This window comes from Amycolatopsis ponsaeliensis, from assembly GCF_030182635.1.
GTDB lineage: Bacteria > Actinomycetota > Actinomycetes > Mycobacteriales > Pseudonocardiaceae > Amycolatopsis > Amycolatopsis ponsaeliensis.
In genome coordinates this window covers 1-21,126 of sequence record NZ_JAPZLD010000051.1, presented here as the reverse complement: position 1 = coordinate 21,126, position 21,126 = coordinate 1, and the positions used below count along the sequence as shown (strand labels likewise).

The 21,126-nt window shown below is 71.7% G+C and carries 18 protein-coding genes; 13 read left to right on the top strand and 5 right to left on the bottom strand.

The annotated features are described in order from the left end of the window. Positions 1–16: 16 nt before the first annotated feature. A complete protein-coding gene (locus QQ657_RS46415; protein WP_284748802.1) occupies positions 17–1,051 on the bottom strand; it encodes a LacI family DNA-binding transcriptional regulator in 1,035 nt (344 codons plus the stop codon). 150 nt (positions 1,052–1,201) lie between these two features. On the opposite strand from QQ657_RS46415, the gene QQ657_RS46410 reads away from it, so the two are divergent. The 10 genes from QQ657_RS46410 (at position 1,202) to QQ657_RS46365 (ending at position 13,260) form a co-directional block, all read left to right on the top strand. After that, entirely contained in the window at positions 1,202–2,719 is a 1,518-nt protein-coding gene (locus QQ657_RS46410; RefSeq protein ID WP_284748801.1) for a sugar ABC transporter ATP-binding protein, read from the top strand. Continuing rightward, complete coding sequence (locus QQ657_RS46405) at positions 2,716–3,756, top strand: ABC transporter permease (protein WP_284748800.1); 1,041 nt, start codon at positions 2,716–2,718, stop codon at positions 3,754–3,756. Before QQ657_RS46410 ends, QQ657_RS46405 begins: the two co-directional genes overlap by 4 nt. After that, entirely contained in the window at positions 3,749–4,762 is a 1,014-nt protein-coding gene (locus QQ657_RS46400) for an ABC transporter permease (protein WP_284748799.1), read from the top strand. Before QQ657_RS46405 ends, QQ657_RS46400 begins: the two co-directional genes overlap by 8 nt. A 5-nt stretch (positions 4,763–4,767) precedes the next feature. After that, a complete protein-coding gene (gene rhaS, locus QQ657_RS46395) occupies positions 4,768–5,832 on the top strand; it encodes a rhamnose ABC transporter substrate-binding protein (RefSeq protein ID WP_284748798.1) in 1,065 nt (354 codons plus the stop codon). A 65-nt stretch (positions 5,833–5,897) separates the two neighbouring features. Next, positions 5,898–6,242, top strand: a complete 345-nt coding sequence (locus tag QQ657_RS46390; RefSeq protein WP_284748797.1) for an L-rhamnose mutarotase — start codon at positions 5,898–5,900, stop codon at positions 6,240–6,242. After that, positions 6,239–7,414: an L-rhamnose isomerase gene (rhaI, locus tag QQ657_RS46385; protein ID WP_284748796.1), complete on the top strand. Its 1,176-nt coding sequence runs from the start codon at positions 6,239–6,241 to the stop codon at positions 7,412–7,414. The genes QQ657_RS46390 and rhaI overlap by 4 nt, the downstream gene beginning before the upstream one ends. Positions 7,415–7,416: 2 nt before the next feature. Then, complete coding sequence (locus tag QQ657_RS46380) at positions 7,417–9,435, top strand: bifunctional aldolase/short-chain dehydrogenase (protein ID WP_284748795.1); 2,019 nt, start codon at positions 7,417–7,419, stop codon at positions 9,433–9,435. A gap of 9 nt (positions 9,436–9,444) precedes the next feature. After that, the gene (locus tag QQ657_RS46375) at positions 9,445–10,866 is read left to right on the top strand and encodes an L-fucose/L-arabinose isomerase family protein (RefSeq protein WP_284748794.1); all 1,422 of its coding nucleotides are present in this window, start codon (positions 9,445–9,447) and stop codon (positions 10,864–10,866) included. 5 nt (positions 10,867–10,871) lie between these two features. Beyond that, a complete protein-coding gene (locus QQ657_RS46370; protein WP_284748851.1) occupies positions 10,872–12,269 on the top strand; it encodes a rhamnulokinase in 1,398 nt (465 codons plus the stop codon). A gap of 229 nt (positions 12,270–12,498) precedes the next feature. Continuing rightward, positions 12,499–13,260, top strand: a complete 762-nt coding sequence (locus QQ657_RS46365) for an NPP1 family protein (RefSeq protein ID WP_284748793.1) — start codon at positions 12,499–12,501, stop codon at positions 13,258–13,260. Here the strand turns inward: QQ657_RS46365 and QQ657_RS46360 are convergent. The 4 genes from QQ657_RS46360 to QQ657_RS46345 form a co-directional block, all read right to left on the bottom strand. Continuing rightward, positions 13,257–13,787: a mycothiol-dependent nitroreductase Rv2466c family protein gene (locus QQ657_RS46360; protein ID WP_434056852.1), complete on the bottom strand. Its 531-nt coding sequence runs from the start codon at positions 13,785–13,787 to the stop codon at positions 13,257–13,259. The genes QQ657_RS46365 and QQ657_RS46360 overlap by 4 nt on opposite strands. Positions 13,788–13,853: 66 nt before the next feature. After that, the gene (locus tag QQ657_RS46355; RefSeq protein ID WP_284748791.1) at positions 13,854–14,462 is read right to left on the bottom strand and encodes a response regulator transcription factor; all 609 of its coding nucleotides are present in this window, start codon (positions 14,460–14,462) and stop codon (positions 13,854–13,856) included. Further along, positions 14,459–15,535 (bottom strand): sensor histidine kinase, encoded by a 1,077-nt coding sequence (locus QQ657_RS46350; RefSeq protein ID WP_284748790.1) that lies wholly within the window; start codon positions 15,533–15,535, stop codon positions 14,459–14,461. Before QQ657_RS46350 ends, QQ657_RS46355 begins: the two co-directional genes overlap by 4 nt. A 10-nt stretch (positions 15,536–15,545) precedes the next feature. Then, a complete protein-coding gene (locus tag QQ657_RS46345; RefSeq protein WP_284748789.1) occupies positions 15,546–15,938 on the bottom strand; it encodes a hypothetical protein in 393 nt (130 codons plus the stop codon). 132 nt (positions 15,939–16,070) lie between these two features. Between QQ657_RS46345 and QQ657_RS46340 the strand changes: the two genes are divergently transcribed. The 3 genes from QQ657_RS46340 to QQ657_RS46330 all read left to right on the top strand — a co-directional run bounded on the left by QQ657_RS46340 (position 16,071) and on the right by QQ657_RS46330 (position 21,000). After that, entirely contained in the window at positions 16,071–17,114 is a 1,044-nt protein-coding gene (locus tag QQ657_RS46340; protein WP_284748788.1) for a LacI family DNA-binding transcriptional regulator, read from the top strand. 17 nt (positions 17,115–17,131) lie between these two features. Next, positions 17,132–17,620 carry a DinB family protein gene (locus QQ657_RS46335; protein ID WP_284748787.1) on the top strand — a complete coding sequence of 163 codons (489 nt, stop codon included), beginning with the start codon at positions 17,132–17,134 and terminating at the stop codon, positions 17,618–17,620. Positions 17,621–17,787: 167 nt separating this feature from the next. After that, positions 17,788–21,000 (top strand): TIM-barrel domain-containing protein, encoded by a 3,213-nt coding sequence (locus QQ657_RS46330; RefSeq protein ID WP_284748786.1) that lies wholly within the window; start codon positions 17,788–17,790, stop codon positions 20,998–21,000. The last annotated feature ends 126 nt before the right edge of the window (positions 21,001–21,126 follow it).

Here is a 21,126-nt window from a genome sequence, read left to right as displayed (position 1 = left end):
AGCAAAGGGTTGGCTCTCAGCGCAGAGTCGAAGCCCGGACCACCAGCTCGGGGGTGAAGACGACCTGCCGGTGCTCGTGGCCCGGTTCGGATTCGTCCAGCAGCAGCTCCGCCGCCGTGCGGCCCAGGCGTCGCCGGGGCTGGCGGACCGAAGTCAGCGGGACCGCGGCCGCCGCCGCGAACTCGATGTCGTCGTAGCCCACGATCGCCATGTCCTGCGGGACGCTCATGCGCAGGTTCGCGCAGGTCTGCAGCAGCCCGAGAGCCACCAGGTCGTTGGCGCAGAACGCTGCCGTCGGGCGGATCGACGCCGGCAGCCCGGCCAGCCGCTCGCCCGCGCCGCGGCCGTCGGCCACGGTCAACGCCGTCGTCGTCAGGTCGACCAGGTGGTCGGGCCCGAGCCCGGCGGCGCGAAGAGCCTGCAACGCGCCCAGCCGCCGGTCGCGGACCTGGCCGACCGTCGTGTGGTTGCCGATGAACGCGATGCGGTCGTGGCCCTGCTCGATCAGGTGCCGCACGGCGATCTCGCCGCCGTAGACGTCGTCGACCGCGACCGAGCAGTGCGCGGTCCCGCCGGGCGTGCGGTCGACGACCACCACCGGCGTCCCGCGGTGCGCGATCTCGCCCAGCAGCGGCGCGTCCGGGTCGACCGGCGTGATGAGGATGCCCTGCACCCGCTGCTGTTCGAGGCGGCCGAGGTAGGCCGCTTCGCGCGCGGGCTGGTGGGCGCTGTTGCAGAGGAACAGCGAGAGGTCGCCAGCGTCTGCTGCGTCTTCCATGCCGGCCGCGACGTCGGTGAAGAACGGGTTGCTGCCGTCGAGCATCACGTACGCCAGCACGCGGCTGCGCCCGGCCCGCAGCTGCCGCGCGGACTCGTTGCGCACGAACCGGAGCTCGGCCATCGCGGTCTCGACCTTCGCGCGCGTGGCGGGGCTGACGCGGTCGGGCCGGTTGAGCACGTTGGACACCGTGCCGAGGGAGACGCCGGCGGCCGCGGCGACGTCCTTCATGCCGGCCGCTTTCGGCTCGGCACCGGACTCCTGGACCGTCATGGAACCCCCTCATTGAAACGTAACATCGCCACGAACAGTCCGGCCTTGAAGACGTTCGGCCACGGTTCGGTGGATTCATTGACTTGCTCTTCGCTCGCATAGTAGCGTCACCGCACCAGATTTGTGAAACCTTTCAATCCGGAGGTCGCGATGACGCGGCAGGACTCGGACCGGCCGCCTCTGCTGGAGGTGCGGGGCGTGACGAAGTCGTTCGGCGCCGTCGCGGCGGTCGCCGGGGTGAGCTTCGGCCTGTACCCCGGCGAGGCCCACGCGCTCGTCGGCGAGAACGGCGCCGGCAAGTCCACGATCGTGAAGATGCTGGCCGGGGTGCACAAGCCCGACGACGGCACGCTGCTGCTGGACGGGCACCCGGTGGAGTTCGGGTCGCCGGCCGACGCCAAGGCCGCCGGCATCGCGGTGATCTACCAGGAACCGACGCTGTTCCCGGACCTTTCGGTCGCCGAGAACATCGTGATGGGCCGCCACCCGCGCAAGGGCCTCGGCCGCATCGACCGGGCCGCGATCCGCGCCGAGGCCGAACGGCTCTTCACCCGGCTCGGCGTCCGGATCGACCCGGGCCGCCCGGCGCGCGGGCTGTCGATCGCCGACCAGCAGATCGTCGAGATCGCCAAGGCCCTCAGCGCCGACGCCCGTGTGCTGGTGATGGACGAGCCGACCGCCGCGCTGAGCCGCGTCGAGGTCGATCGGCTCTTCACCGTCGCGCGGACGCTGCGCCAGGAAGGCGCGGCGATCATGTTCATCTCGCACCGCTTCGAGGAGATCACCGAGCTCTGCCAGCGCGTCACGATCATGCGCGACGGCAAGCACGTCTCCACGGACCTGGTCGAAGACGTCACGGTCGACGACATGGTCAAGCGCATGGTCGGCCGCGACCTGGACGCGCTGTTCCCCAAGCAGGACGTCGTGCCAGGCGCGGTCGTCCTCGAGGTCGAAGGACTGGCCCGCGAGGGCGTCTTCCGCGACATCTCCTTCTCGGTGCGCGCGGGGGAGATCGTCGCGTTCGCCGGGCTCGTCGGGTCCGGGCGCTCGGAAGTCGTCCAGGCCGTCTTCGGCGTCGACGAGCGCGACGCCGGGGTCGTGAAGATCGGCGGCAAGAAGCTCAAGGCGCACTCGTCGCGGGCCGCGATGGCCGCCGGGATGGCGCTGGTCCCCGAGGACCGGCGCCAGCAGGGCCTGATCATGGACCTCTCCATCGAGCGGAACGTGACGCTGCCGCGGTCGCGCGCGCTCTCGAAGCTCGGTTTCCTGACCGGCGCGAGCGAACGGCAGGAGGCCCGGCACTGGACCGAGCGCCTGCGCACCAAGTACCGCCGCCTCGGCGACCCCGTCGGCACGCTCTCGGGCGGCAACCAGCAGAAGGTCGTGCTCGCGAAGTGGCTCGCGATGGCACCGAAGGTGCTCATCGTGGACGAGCCGACGCGCGGGATCGACGTCGGCACGAAGGCCGAGGTGCACCGGCTGATGTCGGCGCTCGCGGCCGAAGGCGTCGCGATCGTCATGGTGTCCTCGGAGCTGCCGGAGGTGCTCGGCATGGCCGACCGCGTCCTGGTGATGCGGGAAGGGCGGATCGTCGCCGAGCTCCCGCGCGCCGAAGCCACCGAAGACTCGGTCATGTTCGCCGCCATGGGCCAGGGAGCCGCAGCATGACCGCGACCAAGGAGGCCCCCGTGACCGGGGAACCGGCCGTCCACACGCGACAGTCGTGGACCGCGAACGTCTTCAAGGCCCGCGAGTCCGGCATCGTCCTCGCCCTCGTCGTCCTGGTCGCGTTCACCGCGACGCAGAACTCCCGGTTCCTCTCCGGGCAGAGCATCCGCGACATCCTGCTCGGCACGGCGATCCTCGCGGTGCTGGCCGTCGGGCAGGCGATCGTGATCGTCACTCGCAACATCGACCTGTCGGTCGGGTCCGTGCTCGGCCTCTCGGCGTTCGCGGTGGGCTCGCTGATGCGCGACAACCCCGGCCTTCCGGTGATCGTCGCACTGCTTGCCGGAATCGCCGTCGGCGCGGTCTGCGGGCTGCTCAACGGCGTGCTCGTCCGGTTCGGCCAGGTGCCCGCCCTGGTTGTCACCCTCGGCACGCTCTACGCGTTCCGCGGGGTCAGCTTCTTCTGGGCCGGCGGCCAGCAGATCAACGCCGACAAGCTGCCGCCGTCCTTCCTGGACTTCGGCACGGCGTCGGTGCTCGGGGTCCCGTGGCTGGTGCTGATCGCGCTGGTCGTGCTGGTGGCCGCCGGGATCGTGCTGCGCAGCTACCGCGTCGGGCGCGAGCTGTACGCGATGGGGTCCAGCCCCCAGGCGGCGAAACTCGCGGGCATCAAGGTCGGCCGTAACACCAGTGCCGCGTTCCTGGTCAGCGGCGCGCTGGCCGGGCTCGCCGGCGTCCTGTTCGCGGCGCGCTTCGGCACCGTGGACGCAGCGGCGGGTACCGGCTACGAGCTGAACGTGGTCGCCGCGGCGGTGGTCGGCGGGGTCGCGGTCTTCGGTGGCAGCGGCTCCGTCTGGGGCGCCGGCCTCGGCGCCCTGCTGCTCACGGTCATCGGCAGCGCCCTGGCCGTGCTCGACATCAACCAGTTCTGGCAGCAGGCGATCGTCGGCGCGCTGATCCTGCTGGCGATCGGGGCCGACCGGCTGGTCGCGGTCCGGGTCGCCAAGGCACTGAAGAAGAGGGATTCCCATGTCTGACACCGGGAACCGGTTCGGCCGGCTGCTCAGCTGGGACGCCGCGGTCGTGCTCGTGACGGTGGTCGTGGTGCTGGTCGCCTCCGGCGCCGTCGAGAACTTCGGCACCAGCCGCAACTTCACCTTCCTGCTGCTCGACCTGCTGCCGATCGCGCTGATCGCGCTGCCGATGACGTTCATCATCGTCACCGGCGAGATCGACCTCTCGGTGGCCAGCACGCTCGGCCTGACGTCCGCGGTGATGGGCTCGCTGTGGGACGCGGGCCTGTCGATCGAGCTGATCATCCCGCTGTGCATCGTGCTGGGCGCGGTGCTCGGGGCGGTGAACGGCTTCTTCATCACCGTCCTGAAGCTGCCCGCCCTCGCCGTCACGATCGGCACGCTCGCGTTGTACCGGGGCCTGGCCTTCGTCGTGCTCGGCGACGGCGCCGTGGCCGACTTCCCGCGTGACTACACGAGCTGGGTCACCGGGACCATCGGCGACGGCCCGATCCCGAACGTCCTGGTCCCGCTGATCGTCGTGGCCCTGCTGTTCGGCCTGGTGCTGCACGCGACGCCGGTCGGGCGGGGCGTCTTCGCGGCCGGCGCGGGCGAACAGGCCGCACGGTTCGCCGGGATCCGCACCGCACGGCTGAAGTTCTGGCTCTTCGTCGTGAGCGGCGCGGTCGCCGGGGTCGCCGGGGTGCTGTGGACCCTGCGGTACTCGAGCGCTCGCGCGGACAACGGCTCCGGCCTCGAACTCGCCGTCGTGGCCGCCGTCCTGCTGGGCGGCGTGTCCATCTTCGGCGGCAAGGGCACCCTGCCCGGCGTGCTCGCCGGCGTCGTGCTGCTGGCATCCCTGCAGAACGCGCTGCGCCTGCAGGACGTCTCGAACGAGGCGCTCAACATCGTGACCGGCGCACTGCTGATCGTGTCGGTCCTGCTGCCCAACATCCTCTCCTCGGCCCGGACGGCGCTGCGGCGCCGGCACCGGATCACAGCTTCCAGCGCGGTATCCCCAGAAAGGTGACAAAGATGTCCCGACGGTTCATCACCGGCGCAGTGTCGGCCGGGCTGGTGCTCGTGCTGGCCGCCTGCAGCGGCACGACGAAGAACGACAGCACCGGGTCTTCCGGTGCCCAGCAGTCCACGGCGGCGGCGAACCCGAACGCCGCGGCCAAGGAAGGCGTCAAGATGGCCTTCCTGCCCAAACAGCTCAACAACCCCTACAGCGACATCGAGGTCAGCGGAGGCAAGGCCGCGCTCGAGGAGCTGAAGGGCGAGTACAAGCTGGTCGGGCCGAACGACGCGAGCGCGTCGTCGCAGGTCAGCTACATCAACACGCTGATCCAGCAGCAGCAGAACGTGATCGGCATCGCCGCGAACGACCCGAACGCGGTCTGCCCCTCGCTGAATCAAGCCCGCAGCGCCGGCATCAAGGTCGTCGCCTTCGACTCCGACGCCGCGAAGGACTGCCGCGACGTCTTCATCAACCAGGCCACCACCCAGGGCATCGGCGAGTCGCTGGCCAAGCAGGCCAAGGACCTCACCGGCGGATCCGGCGAAATCGCGGTCCTGTCCGCGACACCCAACGCCACCAACCAGAACGCCTGGATCGACGTCCTCAAGGAGACCCTGAAGAAGCCGGAGTACGCGAACATCAAGCTGGACAAGGTCGCCTACGGCAACGACGACGACCAGAAGTCGTTCCAGGAGGCGCAGGGTCTGCTGCAGTCCTTCCCGAACCTCAAGGTGATCGTCGCGCCGACCACCGTCGGCATCGCGGCGGCCGCGCGCTACGTCAGCTCGTCGAGCTACAAGGGCAAGGTCGCGGTGACCGGCCTCGGCACGCCGAACCAGATGCGCGCCTTCGTCAAGGACGGCACGGTCAAGCAGTTCGCCCTGTGGAACCCGGCCGACATCGGCTACCTGGCCGCGTACGCGGGTGTCGCGCTGTCCTCGGGGCAGATCACCGGCAAGGAGGGCGAGAAGTTCAAGGCCGGCAAGCTCGGCGACTACACCATCGGCGCGAACGGTGAGATCGTGCTCGGTCTGCCGACGACGTTCGACGCGAACAACATCGACAAGTTCAACTTCTGATGAGTCTCCGCGGCCGGGCCGGATCGCCGCCCCGGCCCGGCCGCGGGTTCCACAAAGGATGCACAGTGCCCCGATACTGCTTCTGCCTGCAGGTGAAGCCGGACCGGAAAGCCGAGTACGCGCAGCGGCACCGCGCGGTGTGGCCCGAGATGCGGCAGGCCTTGCTCGACACCGGCTGGCGCAACTACTCGCTCTTCCTGCGCGAGGACGGCCTCCTGATCGGCTACGTCGAAGCCGACGACCTCGAAGCCGCGCAGGCCGCGATGGCCGAGACCGAGGTCAACGCCCGCTGGCAGGCGGAGATGGCGGAGTTCTTCACCGGCCTCGACGGCGGCCCGCCCGACGAAGGCTTTCAGCTCCTGGACGAGGTCTTCCACCTCGAAACCCCCACCGTCGCGGAAGGACAGTGATCGCCGTGGGCGACTTGACGGCCGTGAAACAGGCCCTGCGGGCCCAGCGCATCGAGACGCCGTCGTGGGCGTACGCGAACTCGGGTACCCGGTTCAAGGTGTTCCCGCAACCCGGTGTCCCGCGGACACCCGAAGAGAAGATCGCCGACGCCGCGACCGTGCACCGGTTCACCGGCGTCGCGCCGAGCGTCGCGCTGCACATCCCGTGGGACCGCGTCGACGACTACGGCGCCCTGACGGCCTACGCGCGTGATGCGGGCGTGGAGATCGGCGCGATCAACACCAACGTCTTCCAGGACGAGGACTACAAGCTCGGCTCGGTCACCAACCCCGACGCCGGCATCCGCCGCAAGGCCACCGACCACCTCCTGGAAGCCATCTCCATCATGGACGCGACGGGCTCGCGCGACCTCAAGCTGTGGTTCTCGGACGGCATCAACTACCCGGGCCAGGACGACATCCGCGACCGCCAGGACCGGCTCGCCGAGGCGCTTCGCGAGACGTACGACCGGCTCGGCGACAACCAGCGCATGCTGCTGGAGTACAAGCTCTTCGAGCCCGCCTTCTACGCCACCGACGTCCCGGACTGGGGCACGTCCTACGCGCACTGCATCGAGCTGGGGGAGAAGGCGACGGTGTGCATCGACACCGGCCACCACGCCCCCGGCACGAACATCGAGTTCATCGTCGCGTTCCTGCTGCGGGCCGGGAAGCTCGGCGCGTTCGACTTCAACTCGCGCTTCTACGCCGACGACGACCTCATGGTCGGGGCGGCGGACCCGTTCCAGCTGTTCCGGATCATGTACGAGATCGTCCGCGGCGAGGCCCTCGACCCGGCCTACGGCATCGCGTTCATGCTCGACCAGTGCCACAACATCGAGGCCAAGATCCCGGCGATCATCCGCTCGGTGATGAACGTCCAGGAGGCCACGGCCAAGGCACTGCTCGTCGACCGTCCCGCGTTGCGCGTGGCCCAGCAGGCCGGGGATGTCCTGGCCGCGAACGCCGTGCTGATGGACGCCTACAACACCGACGTCCGGCCGCTGCTGGCCGAGCTGCGCGAAGAGTCCGGGCTCGACCCGGACCCCGTCGCCGCCTACCACCGCAGCGGGTACCAGGAGAAGATCGTGGCCGAGCGCGCCGGCGGCACGCAGGCCGGATGGGGAGCATGACGATGACCGTGCCGGAGCAGCTCATCGCGCGCAGCAACGCGCTCGGAGCCGACCCGCGCAACACCAACTACGCCGGCGGCAACACCTCCGCCAAGGGCGCCGTCACCGACCCGGTGACCGGCGCGCCGACGGAGGTGCTGTGGGTCAAGGGATCCGGCGGCGACCTCGGCACGCTCAAGGAGACCGGGCTCGCCGTGCTGCGGCTGGACCGGCTGCGGTCCCTGGTGGACGTCTACCCGGGCGTCGAGCGCGAGGACGAGATGGTCGCCGCGTTCGACTACTGCCTGCACGGCCGGGGCGGGGCGGCGCCGTCGATCGACACCGCGATGCACGGCCTGGTCGAGGCCCCGCACGTCGACCACCTGCACCCGGACTCCGGCATCGCCCTGGCCACCGCGGCCGATGGCGCCGCGCTGACGAAGGAGTGCTTCGGAGACCGCGTCGCGTGGGTGGACTGGCGGCGGCCCGGGTTCCAGCTGGGCCTGGACATCGCCGCGGTCAAGGCAGCGAACCCGCAGGCCATCGGCGTGATCCTCGGCGGGCACGGCATCACGGCGTGGGGCGCGACCTCGGAAGAGTGCGAGCGCAACTCCCTCGACATCATCCGCACGGCCGAGGCGTTCCTCGCCTCGCGCGGGATCGCCGAGCCGTTCGGGCCGGTCGTCCCCGGCTTCGAGGCGCTGCCCGACGCTGAACGCCGGACCCGGGCAGCCGCGCTCGCGCCGGTGGTGCGTGGGCTGGCGTCGACCGACCAGCGGGTCGTCGGGCACTACACCGACAGCGACGTCGTCCTCGAGTTCCTGGCCCGCGAGAAGCTCGCACCTCTCGCCGCGCTCGGGACGTCCTGTCCGGACCACTTCCTGCGCACCAAGGTCCGGCCGCTCGTCGTCGACCTGCCCAGTTCCGCGCCGCTCGAAGACGTCGTCGCGCGGCTGAAGGAACTGCACGCCGAGTACCGCGACGAATACCGCGCCTACTACGACCGGCACGCGACCCCGGACTCGCCCGCGATGCGCGGTGCCGACCCGGCGATCGTGCTCGTGCCGGGTGTCGGGATGTTCTCGTTCGGCAAGGACAAGCAGACCGCGCGCGTCGCGGGCGAGTTCTACGTCAACGCGATCAACGTCATGCGCGGCGCCGAAGCGGTCTCGACCTACGCACCGATCGCCGAGAGCGAGAAGTTCCGGATCGAGTACTGGGCCCTCGAAGAGGCCAAGCTGCAGCGGATGCCTAAGCCGAAGCCGCTGGCCGGACGGATCGCGCTGGTGACCGGCGCGGGTTCGGGCATCGGAAAGGCCATCGCCCTGCGGCTCGCCGCCGAGGGTGCGTGCGTCACCATCGCCGACCTGAACACCGCCGCGGCCGAAGAGGTGGCGTCGGAGATCGGCGGCCTCGCGGTCACTGCGGACGTCACCGACGCCGACGCCGTGCAGGCCGCGATCGACGCGACCGTGCTGGCCTTCGGCGGGATCGACCTGGTGGTCAACAACGCCGGGCTGTCCATCTCGAAGCCGCTGCTGGAGACCACCGAACGCGACTGGGACCTGCAGCACGACGTCATGGCCAAGGGCTCGTTCCTCGTCGCGCGCGCCGCGGCGAAGGCCATGATCGACCAGGACAGCGGCGGCGACATCGTCTACATCTCGTCGAAGAACGCCGTGTTCGCGGGGCCGAACAACGTCGCCTACGGTGCGGCCAAGGCCGACCAGGCCCACCAGGTCCGTCTCCTGGCCGCCGAACTGGGCGCGCACGGCATCCGCGTCAACGGCGTCAACCCGGACGGCGTCGTCCAGGGCTCCGGCATCTTCGCCGGCGGCTGGGGCGCGCAACGCGCCGCCGTCTACGGCGTCGAGGAGGCGAAGCTCGGCGAGTTCTACGCCCAGCGGACCATCCTCAAGCGCGAGGTGCTGCCCGAGCACGTCGCGGCCGCCGTCTTCGCCCTCACCGGCGGCGACCTCACCCACACCACCGGCCTGCACGTCCCCGTGGACGCCGGGGTGGCCGCCGCGTTCCTGCGTTAAGGAGGATCGATGACCCTCGACCGCATCACGCCGCGTAAAACTCGCATCGGGCTCGTCGCGGGCGGGCTCGGCGCTTACTGGCCGCAGTTCCCTTCGCTGTTGCCGCAGCTGGAAGCCTCGGCCCGGCGCGTCGCTTCGCGACTGTCCGAAATGGACTGCGAGGTCGTCGACGCCGGGTTCGTCTCCGACGCCCAGGAAGGCGCGGCCGCGGCGGAGAAGCTGCGGGTGGCCGGGTGCGACCTGATCGTCGGGTTCCTCACGACGTACCTGACGTCCAGCATGCTGGCGCCGATCGCGCAGCGTTCGGGCGCGCCGGTGCTGCTGCTGAACCTGCAGCCGACCGAGGCGATGGACCACGAGTCCTTCGACACCGGCGCGTGGCTGGCCTACTGCGGCGCCTGCCCGCTGCCGGAGATGGCCAACACGTTCCGCCGCGTCGGTGTCGAATTCCGCTCGGTGTCCGGCTACCTCGAGGACGAGCGGGCGTGGGCGCGGATCGAGCGCTGGATCAAGGCGGCCGGCGTCCGGGCGGCGCTGCGGCACGGGCGCCACGGCCTGCTCGGGCACCTCTACCCGGGCATGATGGACGTCTCGACCGACCCGACCCTGGTGTCCGGCCAGCTCGGCGGCCACGTCGAGATCCTGGAGGTCGACGACCTGCGGGTGCGCGTCGAGAAGGTCACCGACGACGAGACGGCGGCCCGGGTCGCCGTGGCGTGTGACGTGTTCACGGTGGACGAGTCCGTGGTGGACGAAGACTTCGCCTGGGGCGCCAGGGTTTCCGTGGCGCTCGACCGGCTCGTCGAAGACTTCTCCCTCGACTCGCTGGCCTACTACCACCGCGGCCTCGACGGCGAGACGCACGAGCGCGTCGGCGCCGGGTTCATCCTCGGCGCGTCGCTGCTCACCGCCCGCGGCATCCCGGCGGTCGGCGAGTACGAGCTGCGGACGTCCCTGGCGATGCTCGTCATGGACCGGCTCGGCGCGGGCGGGTCGTTCACCGAGCTGCAGGCGCTGAACTTCCGCGACGGCGTCGTCGAGATGGGCCACGACGGCCCGGCGCACCTCGGCATCAGCGCGCGCAAGCCGCTGCTGCGCGGCCTCGGCGTCTACCACGGCAAGCGCGGCTGGGGCGTGTCGGTGGAGTTCGACGTCAAGCAGGGGCCGGTGACGCTGTGCGGGCTCGGCCAGCGGCGCGACGGGACGTTCTCGCTCATCGCGTCCGAAGGCACGGTCGTGCCCGGGCCGCTGCTGCGGATCGGCAACACGACCTCGCGCGTCGACTTCGGGTGCGACCCGGGGGAGTGGACCGACGCGTGGTCGGCCAGCGGCATCGCGCACCACTGGGCACTCGGCACCGGCCACCGGGTCGCCGAGCTGACGGCCGTCGCGGACCTGCTCGGGCTGGAGCTGACCGTGGTGAACCCGTGACGCGGGTGGCGGCCGTCGACCTCGGCGCGTCCAGCGGGCGGGTCATGGCGGGGACCGTCGGCAGTTCGACGTTGAGCGTCGAGGAGGTGCGGCGGTTCCCGAACGGCGGGGTCCGGGCGGGGCCGGTGCTGTACTGGGACGTCCTGGGCCTCTACCGGGAAACCCTCGCCGGGATCCGGGAAGCCGGCGCGGTGTCCGGGGTCGGGATCGACTCGTGGGCCGTCGACTACGGGCTGCTGGACGAGCGGGGAGCGCTGCTCGGCAACCCCGTCCACTACCGGGACTCGCGGACCGACGGAGTGCCGGCCGTGGTGGCCGCTTCGGTGTCCGCCCGGAAGCTGTACGACGTCACGGGGCTGCAGCAGCTGCCGTTCAACACGCTGTACCAGCTGGTGTCCGAGGGCGACCGGCTCGACGCGGCCCGGACGATGCTGCTGATCCCGGACCTGCTGAACTACTGGCTCACCGGCGAGATCGGCGCCGAGCGGACGAACGCGTCGACCACGCAGCTCTACGACGTGCGGGCGCGGACTTGGGCCACTTCGCTTGCTTCGCAGGTCGGGATCCCGCCGCGGTTGCTGCCGCCGTTGCGCGACCCGGGCACGGTGGTCGGCACGGCACCGGAGCTGTCCGGGCTGCCGGTGGTCGCGGTCGGCTCGCACGACACGGCGTCGGCGGTGGTAGCGGTGCCGGCTTCGCCGGGGACGAACTTCGCCTACATCTCGTCGGGCACCTGGTCGCTGGCCGGGCTGGAGCTGCCCGAACCCGAACTCGGCGACGCTGCCTTGGCGGCGAACTTCACCAACGAGGGCGGTGTCGACGGCACGATCCGGTTCCTGCGCAACGTGATGGGCCTGTGGGTGCTCTCGGAGACGCTGCGGACGTGGTCCACTTCGGACCTTCCCGGCCTGCTGCGCGCGGCGGCTTCCTCGCCGGGGCTGGCGGCGGTCGTGGACATCGACGCACCGGAGTTCTTGCCACCGGGCGACATGCCGGCCCGCCTTGCGGCCGCCTGCACGGCAACCGGCCAGCGGCTGCCTGCGGAGCGGGGCGCGGTGGTCCGGTGCATCGTGGACAGTCTGGCGCTGGCGTACCGCCGCACGCTCCGCGCGGCGGCCTCGATCACGGGCCGCACGATCGACGTGGTCCACATCGTCGGCGGCGGCGCACGCAACGAGCTGCTGTGCCAGCTGACGGCGGACGCGTGCGGAGTGCCGGTGCTGGCGGGCCCGGTCGAGGCGGCGGCGCTGGGGAACGTGCTGGTCCAGGCCCGGGCACTGGGGGAGGACCTGCCGGACCTGGCGGCGATGCGGTCGCTGGTGCGCGAGACCCAGGAGGTCCGCCGCTACGAGCCGTCGGGAGCGGCCGACTGGGACGCGGCCGAGGCCCGGCTGGCCCACTGAGCCGGCGCGCCCCGGCAAACGTCTTGAATGAGTCATTCAGGACCTCCCAAGACCTGAATGACTCATTCAAGACACCGGCGACCGGCCGTGCCACTCACCGGACACAACTGCGCGATCTTCCCCTTCTCCCTGCCCAACCCGGGCACACTCCCCGAAGCACGGTTGCGGGCCAGGGCGGCCCGCCGCGAGCCTGAGCACGGATCCGGCCCAGACCCGAGGGAGTTCCGCGATGGCGCACCGAACCCGCACCCTGACCGTGGCGGCCGTCGCCGCCTTGGGCCTGTCCCTGATCGCACCCGGGATCGCCGCCGCCGATCCGCCGAGTGCCCTGCCGGGGAACGCCTCCGACTTCGAGAAGACCTTCCAGCCCGCCTTCGACTACGACAAGGACGGCTGCTACCCGACCCCGGCCATCGGCCCGGACGGCACCATCGCCCCCGGCCTCTCCCTCGGCGGCGACACCAACGGCCACTGCCGAGACTCCTGGGACCTCGACAACACGAACTCCTACTCGCGCCAGAAGTGCAACAACGGCTGGTGCGCCGTGATGTTCACCCTCTACTTCGAGAAGGACCAGGCCTCCCTCGGCCCCGGCAGCGCCGGGCACCGCCACGACTGGGAGCACGTCGTCGTGTGGGTCAAGGACAACCAGGTCGAGTACGTCGCGACGTCGCAGCACGGCGGCTTCGCCATCCACGACCGCGCGAGCATGTACTTCGAAGGCACGCACGCGAAGGTCGTCTACCACAAGGACGGTGGCTCGACGCACTGCTTCCGCGCGGCCAACGGCAACGACGACCCGCCCGAGAACCACAAGGGCACCTGGCAGTACCCGACGCTCGTCGGCTGGGACGGCTACCCCACCGGCATCCGCGACAAGCTCGTGGCCGCGAACTTCGGCAGCGCCACCTTCGGCATCAAGGACGACCAGTTCGCCGGCAACCTCGGCAAGGCGAAGCCGGGCGGGATCCCGTTCGACGAGAACGCCTAGGTCGTCACCGGGGCGCTGCGGCCGCGTTTCAGCTCGAAGAACCCCGGCGTCCCGGTCACCAGCAGCACGCCGTCCCACAGCCGTCCGGCCTCCTCGCCGCGCGGGACCGGGCTGGCGACCGGGCCGAAGAAGGCGTTCCCGTCCACGTGGATCGCCGGGACGCCGAGGTCTTCGCCGATCGGGTCGAGCGCGGCGCGGTTCCCGGCGCGCAGGTCCGCGTCGAGTTCCGGCGACTCGGCCGCGTCCGCGAGCGACGCGGGCAGGTCCACGGAAGCCAGCGCGGCGACGATCGTTTCGCGCGAGACCGGCGCCTTGTCGTGGTGGAAACGCGTGCCGAGCGAGGTGTAGAGGTCGCGCAGCACCTCGTCGCCGTGCGCGTGCGCGGCGGCCAGTGCGACGCGCGCGGGACCCCAGCGTTCGTCGAGCCACTTCCGGTACCAGTCGTCCACCGGGCGGCCTTCGTTGTGCAGCGCCAGGCTGAACACGTGGAAGCGCGTCCGGACTTCGCGGACGGCCTCCACCTCCAGCAGCCAGCGCTAAGCGGGGGACCGGCCTGGCAGAAGATCCAATTCCGGCGGGCCGGACCGGGCCAATCAGAGCCAGCCGCGCTCGTCCGCGATCCGCACGGCGTCGACGCGGTTGCGTGCGCCGGTCTTGGTGATCGCCGCGGAGACGTAGTTGCGGACCGTGCCTTCGGACAGGTAGAGCCGCGACGCGATCTCGGCGACCGTGGCACCGGTGCGGGCGGTGATCAGCACGTCCCGTTCCCGCGCGGTGAGCGGCGACTCGCCCGCGGCCAGCGTGGCCACGGCCAGCGCCGGATCCACCACCCGCTCGCCCTTCCGCACCCGGCGGATCGCGTCGGCCAGGACGTCGGCGGGGGCGTCCTTGACGACGAACCCGGCCGCACCCGCGTCCATCGCGCGGCGCAGGTAGCCCGCGCGTCCGAACGTCGTGAGCATGACGACGCGGCAGTCCGGCACCTGCGCGGCGAGCACCGCCGCGGCCGCGAGCCCGTCGAGCCCGGGCATCTCGATGTCCAGCAGCGCGACGTCGGGACGGTGTTCCCGCGCCGCCGCGACGACCTCGTCGCCGCGGCCCACGGACGCGACCACCTCGAAGTCGTCCTCCAGCGCGAGCAGCGCGCACAGCGCCTGGCGGACCAGTTCCTGGTCGTCGGCGAGCAACAGGCGGATCGTCACAGCGTCACCCGCACGTGCCAGCCACGCGGCCGGACCGGCCCGGCCCGGAACTGCCCGCCGGCGGCCTTGACGCGTTCGCGGAGCCCGGCCAGCCCGGAGCCCTCCTCGGGGGAACCGCCCACGCCGTCATCGACCACCTCCACAGTGGACTCGGTCACCGTGACCGTGCACCGTGTCGCGCGCGCGTGCCGGGCCACGTTGGTCAACCCTTCGCGCACGACCCACCCGAACAGTTCCTGCCGGGCCGGGTCCACGACGTCGGCCGCGGTCGGCAGGTCGGCGGTGACGCCGCACGCGCGCAGCAGCTCGCGGCCGCGGGCGAGTTCGCCGGCCAGCGTGACGTCCCGGTAGCCCGAAACCGCAGCGCGTACGTCGGTCAGCGCCTGGCGGGCGAGCGTCTCGACCGCGGTCATCTCCTCGCCCGCGCGGGCGCCGTCGGTGTCGAGGAGCCGCCGGGCGAGGGTGCTCTTCACGGTGATCGCGGTCAGCGAGTGGCCGAGCAGGTCATGGAGATCGCGGGCGATCCGGGTCCGTTCGGCCTCGGACGCCAGCCGCGCGACCTCGGCCCGGGCCTCGACGAGCGCGGCGTTCGCGCGGACCGCTTCGGCGAAGGCGTAGACGACCAGCACGGTGAACACCAGCGCGACCGCCTGCGTCCACCCGGCGGCGTCCCACAGCACCCACGGGACGATCAGCGCCGCGAGCGCGACGACGGCCACGAGCACACCGGAGTACCGCGGCAGCCGCGGCACGGCCAGCGACACGACGACCGTGGCGAGGAAGAACGCCTCGGCGTGGGCGAAGGGGAGTGCGGCCACGAAGAGGACGGCCAATACCCCCAGGAGTGGCCAGAACCGCCGCGGCGCCCGCTGCGCCGCGGCACGTGCCGCGAGGACGTAACAGCCGACGAAGACGGCGACGAGCACACAGCCCGCGATCGCGGCGTTCCCGGCCGAGTGCTGCAGCACGCCGGGCACGGTCACCGCCGGGTAGACGAGCATGCCCGCGTCGAGCACCATCACCCGCCAGCCGCGCACCCAGCGCTGCACGTCGGCCGGCTCCGTCCTGTCCATCACCGGAACGCTACCGGGCCCGCGCTCGCCGGCCGTTGACGAGCACCGTCACCCCGAGCAGGAGCAGCCCGCAGACGGCTTGTTCGATCCGCAGCCACAGCGGGAACAGCCCCGGCAGGGCGACGATGACGACGATCGCCACGAGCATCACCGCCGAGACGATCCGCAGTCTCAGCAGTCCCTTCTTCGACCCGCGGGCCGCGCTGCGGGCGAAGGCGAACGTCAGCAGCGAACTGGCGACGACGAGGACGGCGCGCACCCAGACCGCGTCGGTGACCATCGCGTGGTCGTTCCGGAAAAGGACGATCGCGACGAGGGTGAGCACGGAAAGCGTGGCGTAGCCGCCGGTGAGCAGCAGCACGGGCCGGAAGCCGGCGGTTTCGGTTCGAGTCGTGGTGGTCATGGGAGAAATGGTCGTCGTGCGGGGTGCGCGGGCGGCAGTGTCGTCCTTCAGCGGCCGCTGATGACATTTGTCATCGGCATGTCCTGGGCAAAGAGCTGGGAGAGCGCTCTCACAGCGTGCTACAAAGAGGGGGTGACGACGCATCCGCCCCCGGCGCCGCCGACCCTCGAGGACGTCGCGCGGGTCGCCGGCGTCTCGCGGGCCACGGTGTCCCGCGTGGTCAACAGCGTGCGCAACGTCGACCCGAAGCTGCGGGAGACCGTCGAACGCGCCATCGCCGCCACCGGGTACGTGCCGAACCGCGCGGCCCGGTCCCTGGTCACGCGCCGCACGGGCGGGATCGCGCTGGTGGTGTCCGAGCCGGCGCGGCACGTCGAGGCGTTCACCGGCGGCGTGTTCGGCGACCCGTTCTTCGGCCGGGTGGTCGAGGGCGTGGTCGCGCACCTGCGGCCCCAGGGGCTGCACCCGCTGCTGATGCTCGTCGACAGCGACGAGGAGCGGGAGAAGCTCGTGGCGAAGCTGCGCCAGGAGCAGGTGAGCGGGGTGCTGCTGATCTCGCTGCACCCGGCCGAGGACCCGCTGCCGCGGATGCTGACCGACGCGGGCGTCCCGGCGGCGCTGTTCGCCCGCCCCGGCCGCTCGGCCCCGGTGAGCTACGTCGACGTCGCCCACCAGGACGGCGCCCGGCTGGCGGCCGACCGGCTGGTCGAGCGCGGCTGCCACCGGGTCGCGACGATCGCGGGCCCGGCGGGGACGCCGGCGGGCCAGGACCGGCTGGCCGGGTTCCGCGACGCGATGGCCCGCCACGGCCACGCGTACGTGGCGGTGGCCGAGGGCGACTTCACCGAGCACGGCGGCGAGCGGGCGATGGAGCGGCTCCTGGCCGAGGAACCCGCGCTGGACGGGCTGTTCGTGGCCAACGACCTGATGGCGTACGGCGCGTTGACGGTGCTGCGCGAGGCGGGCCGCCGGGTCCCCGGCGACGTCGCGGTGATCGGTTTCGACGACAGCCGGGTGGCGCTGAGCTGCCGCCCCCGCCTGACGACGGTCCGCCAGCCGGTGGAGGAGATGGGCGCGGCGATGGCCCGGATGGTCCTGGACCGCATGGCCGACCCGGCCGGGCGCGCGGAGTCGGTGATCTTCGACCCCGAGCTGGTGGTCCGCGACTCCGCCTGACCGCTAGGTTCGGCGCCATGGCCGAGACCCAGCGCAAGCCCGTCCCGCGCGACGACGGTGGCGAGCTCGACACCGCGACGGCGTTCCTGACCTTCGCGCGCGAGTGCGTCCTCAAGAAGACGGACGGGCTCACCGAGGAGCAGCTGCGCCGGGTCCTGGTCGGCTCCGGCACCTCGCTGCTCGGGCTGGTCCACCACCTGACCGGCGCGGAGCGCGTCTGGTTCGGCCACCACGTCGCGGGCGGCGAGGACACCGGGGACCTGGGGATGGACGTCCCCGAGGGCCTCACTGCGGAAGACGTGCTGGCGGGATACCGCGCGGCGATCGGGGAGAGCGACGCGGCTATTCGTGCCGCGGGGGATCCCGAGCGGCCGGTGGCCGTCGCGATCGACGGCACTTTCCACACCTTGCGGTGGGTGCTGGCGCACATGACGAGCGAGACCGCCCGCCACGCCGGGCACGCCGACATCCTGCGGGAGCAGATCGACGGCGTCACCGGCCGCTGAAGGCCCGATACTCCGTGCGCGTGGCCTGCCGGGCAATGAGCCCGGCCTGTCCGGACAGTTCCGCCCCGTGGTCTGGACATCCGCCCGACGGCTGTGCTCAGATCTGAACGGCCTTTTCCAACGTTGTAAAACTGGCTGGGTCCCCCTGACCGGAACGGAGTTCCGCCGTGCGGACGAGAACAACGAAAACCCTCCACCTAGCGAGCGTGCTGGCCGTCGCCGCGGCCGTCATCACCGTCGGGACCCCGGCCGAAGCCGGGCATGCGGCACGCCAGACCGTCACCGCCGGAAACGCGCGGTTCCAGGTGCTTTCCCCGACCCTGATCCGCACGGAGTACGCGGGCGACGGCCGCTTCACCGACGCCGCCACCTTCAACGCCGTCGGCCGAGGATCCTTCACGCCCCCGCCGTTCACGTCCACGACGGCGAACGGGGTGCTGACGATCCGCACCAGCGCGACGACCCTGACCTACAAGCTGGACTCCGGGCCGTTCGACTCCGGCAACCTCCAGATCCGCGCCAACGCCGGTGCCACGCCGGTGACCGCGGCCCCGTGGCGCCACCTGACCTGCGCGACCGGCGCGCTGTGCGAGGCCGAAGACCTGACCGCCGACGGGCTGGGCGTCGCGACCGACCACACCGGCTACACCGGCGAGGGCTTCCTCGCCGGGTTCGAAAGCGCCGGCAACTCGGCCACGGCCGACGTCGTCGCCGCCACGGCCGGGACCTACAACGTCACCGCCCGGTTCGCCAACGGCCAGGGCGGCGACGGCCAGCACGTCACGCGCACGCTGAGCGTGTCCGTCGACGGCGGCACGCCGCAGAAGCTCACCCTGCCCACGACGGCCGACTGGAACAGCTGGGCCACCGCGTCCGTGCCGCTCACCCTCGGCGCCGGCCGCCACAACCTCCGCCTCGAGCGCACCGCGACCGACTCCGGCAACGTCAACGTCGACGCGCTCGCGGTGCTGACGCCCGGCGCGGCCTTCCCGCCCGCGTCGGCGCGCGCGTTCACCGGCTGCGCCCTCGATGTCAGCTGTGAAGCCGAAGCCGGCCTGCGCACGGGCTCGGCCGTGGTCGCGACCGACCACGCCGGGTACGCCGGGCGCGGGTTCGTCGCCGAGCTCAACCGCGGCTCGTCGCTGACCCACCGCGTCGTGGCCGTCCCCACCGCCGGGACCTACCAGCTGTCGGTCCGCTACGCCAACGGCACCGGCGGCGACGGCAGGCACGAGACCCGGACCGCGACGGTCGCCGCGTCCGGCGTGACCCGCACGCTGTCGCTGCCGATCACCGCGAACTGGGACACCTGGGGGAGCGCGTCGGTCCCGGTCGACCTCAAGGCCGGCACGAACGACGTCGTCCTCGGCTGCCCGGACGACACGAGCTGCCACGTGAACGTCGACACGGTCGCGGTCACCGGCACCGGCGCGGCGGTACCGCAGCCGCACCTGACCCTCGGCGGTTACCGGCGCGGCCTCGACGGCGTCAACGGCGACAACGGGACGCCGTCGCTCACCGAAGGGCTTCTGCACTCCGACGGCTGGTACCTGCTCGACGACACACCGTCGGCCCTGTACGACACCGCCGCAGGCAAGGTGACGCAGCGGCCGTCGCACGCCGGGAACCCTTACCAGGACGGCTATGTCTTCACCTTCGGGCACGACTACAAGGCGGGCCTGCGGGACCTGGCGACCCTGACCGGGCCGTCGGAGCTGCTGCCGCGCTGGGCCTACGGCGTCTGGTACTCGGAGTACATCGACCGCACCGCGGCCGACTACCGCGACAAGATCCTGCCACGCTTCCGCAGCGAGGGCGTGCCGCTGGACGTCCTGGTGACCGACACCGACTTCAAGGCGCCGGACACGTGGAACGGCTGGCAGTTCGACCGGACCAAGTTCCCGGACCCGGCGGGGTTCTTCGCCTGGTCGGCGTCGCAGGGCCTGCACAACACGCTGAACACCCACCCGAGCATCATGGGGTCGGACCCGCAGTTCGCCCGCGCGCAGGCGACGGCGAAGGGCAAGCTGGCGAAGTCCGGGTGTGGCACGGACTGCTACGTCTTCGACTGGGGCGACCCCGACCAGCTCAAGGCCTATCTCGACCTGCACGGCGAGATGATGAGCCAGGGCAACGACTTCTGGTGGCTCGACTGGTGCTGCGACTCCTCGAAGTCGAGCCTGCCGGGCGTGACGCCGGACGCGTGGATCAACCAGAAGTACGCCGACCTCGCCGCACCGGCGGTCGAACGCGGCTTCGTGACGTCGCGGGCGTACGGCTCGCTGCAGGCCGGGGGCTACGGCGGCCCGGTCGGGCTGCCGACGGGACCGTGGGCCGACAAGCGCAGCACCGTCCACTTCACCGGCGACACGTCGTCGACGTGGGGCACGCTGCGGATGGAGGTCGGGATCACCCCGGCGGAGTCGGCCGCGACCGGCCTGTCGCCGATCAGCCACGACATCGGCGGCCACAACGACACGACCGGCCTGCGCGGCAGCGAGACGTACACCTCGGGCGGCCAGCAGCACCAGACGGTCAAGCTGCCCGACGACCTGTACGCGCGCTGGGTCCAGCTCGGCGCGTTCCAGCCGATCGACCGGCTGCACAGCAACCACAGCGACCGGCTGCCGTGGCAGTACGGCGACGCGGCGAAGGCGTCGGCGACGAAGTTCCTGAACCTGCGCGAGAACCTGGTGCCCTACACCTACACGCTGGCGCAGCAGGCGGCGACGACGGGCGTGCCGGTGGTCCGCCCGACGTACGTGGAGTACCCGGACGAGCCGGCGGCGTACACCGCGGCGCAGAGCGAGTACTTCTACGGGCCGGACATGCTGGTGGCGCCGGTGACGTCCCCCGGGACCTCGGCGACGACATCGGTCTGGTTCCCGCCGGGCCAGTGGACGGACTACTTCACGGGCAAGTCCTACGCCGGCGGCACGACGCAACAGGTGACGTCCGACCTCGGGACGATGCCGGTGTTCGTCCGGGCGGGCGGCATCACGGTGACGCGGACGGCGGACGTCCCCAACGACGTCCAGAGCCCGCTGAACCGGGCGACGGTGACGGTGGCGCCGGGCGCGTCGGGGTCGTTCTCGCTGTACGAGGACAACGGGACTTCGTCCAAGCACAGCTCGACGACCCGGATCACCTACACCGAGCGGCGCGGCGCGCACACGGTGACGGTGGCGCCGGCGCAAGGCCGATCCCAGGTCGCTTCGCGGGAGTGGACGGTCAAGTTCCTCGGCGTGACGGCCGCACCTTCGCGGGTGCACGTCGGCGATGGCTGGGCGCCGTCCCGCGCTTGGAAGTGGGACGCGGCCACGCAGACGTTGACGGTGACGGCCCAGGGCGGGCGAGGACCGGTGACGGTGACGTACTGAGACTACCGGCGGGCGGAGCCGGTATGGCCGTCGGGGCCCCCCCCGGGGGGGGTGGGCGCGGCGGCGCCCCGCGCCGGCCCCCAGTGGGGGGTTGGGCCCCCCCCGCCCCGGGCGCAGTCAACGGCC

Bases quoted from the DNA above. Each gene is read 5' to 3' on its own strand.
- QQ657_RS46415 (WP_284748802.1), bottom strand. From the start codon at position 1,051: ATGACGGTCCAGGAGTCCGGTGCCGAGCCGAAAGCGGCCGGCATGAAG.
- QQ657_RS46410 (WP_284748801.1), top strand. From the start codon at position 1,202: ATGACGCGGCAGGACTCGGACCGGCCGCCTCTGCTGGAGGTGCGGGGC.
- QQ657_RS46405 (WP_284748800.1), top strand. From the start codon at position 2,716: ATGACCGCGACCAAGGAGGCCCCCGTGACCGGGGAACCGGCCGTCCAC.
- QQ657_RS46400 (WP_284748799.1), top strand. From the start codon at position 3,749: ATGTCTGACACCGGGAACCGGTTCGGCCGGCTGCTCAGCTGGGACGCC.
- rhaS (WP_284748798.1), top strand. From the start codon at position 4,768: ATGTCCCGACGGTTCATCACCGGCGCAGTGTCGGCCGGGCTGGTGCTC.
- QQ657_RS46380 (WP_284748795.1), top strand. From the start codon at position 7,417: ATGACCGTGCCGGAGCAGCTCATCGCGCGCAGCAACGCGCTCGGAGCC.
- QQ657_RS46375 (WP_284748794.1), top strand. From the start codon at position 9,445: ATGACCCTCGACCGCATCACGCCGCGTAAAACTCGCATCGGGCTCGTC.
- QQ657_RS46365 (WP_284748793.1), top strand. From the start codon at position 12,499: ATGGCGCACCGAACCCGCACCCTGACCGTGGCGGCCGTCGCCGCCTTG.
- QQ657_RS46350 (WP_284748790.1), bottom strand. From the start codon at position 15,535: ATGGACAGGACGGAGCCGGCCGACGTGCAGCGCTGGGTGCGCGGCTGG.
- QQ657_RS46345 (WP_284748789.1), bottom strand. From the start codon at position 15,938: ATGACCACCACGACTCGAACCGAAACCGCCGGCTTCCGGCCCGTGCTG.
- QQ657_RS46335 (WP_284748787.1), top strand. From the start codon at position 17,132: ATGGCCGAGACCCAGCGCAAGCCCGTCCCGCGCGACGACGGTGGCGAG.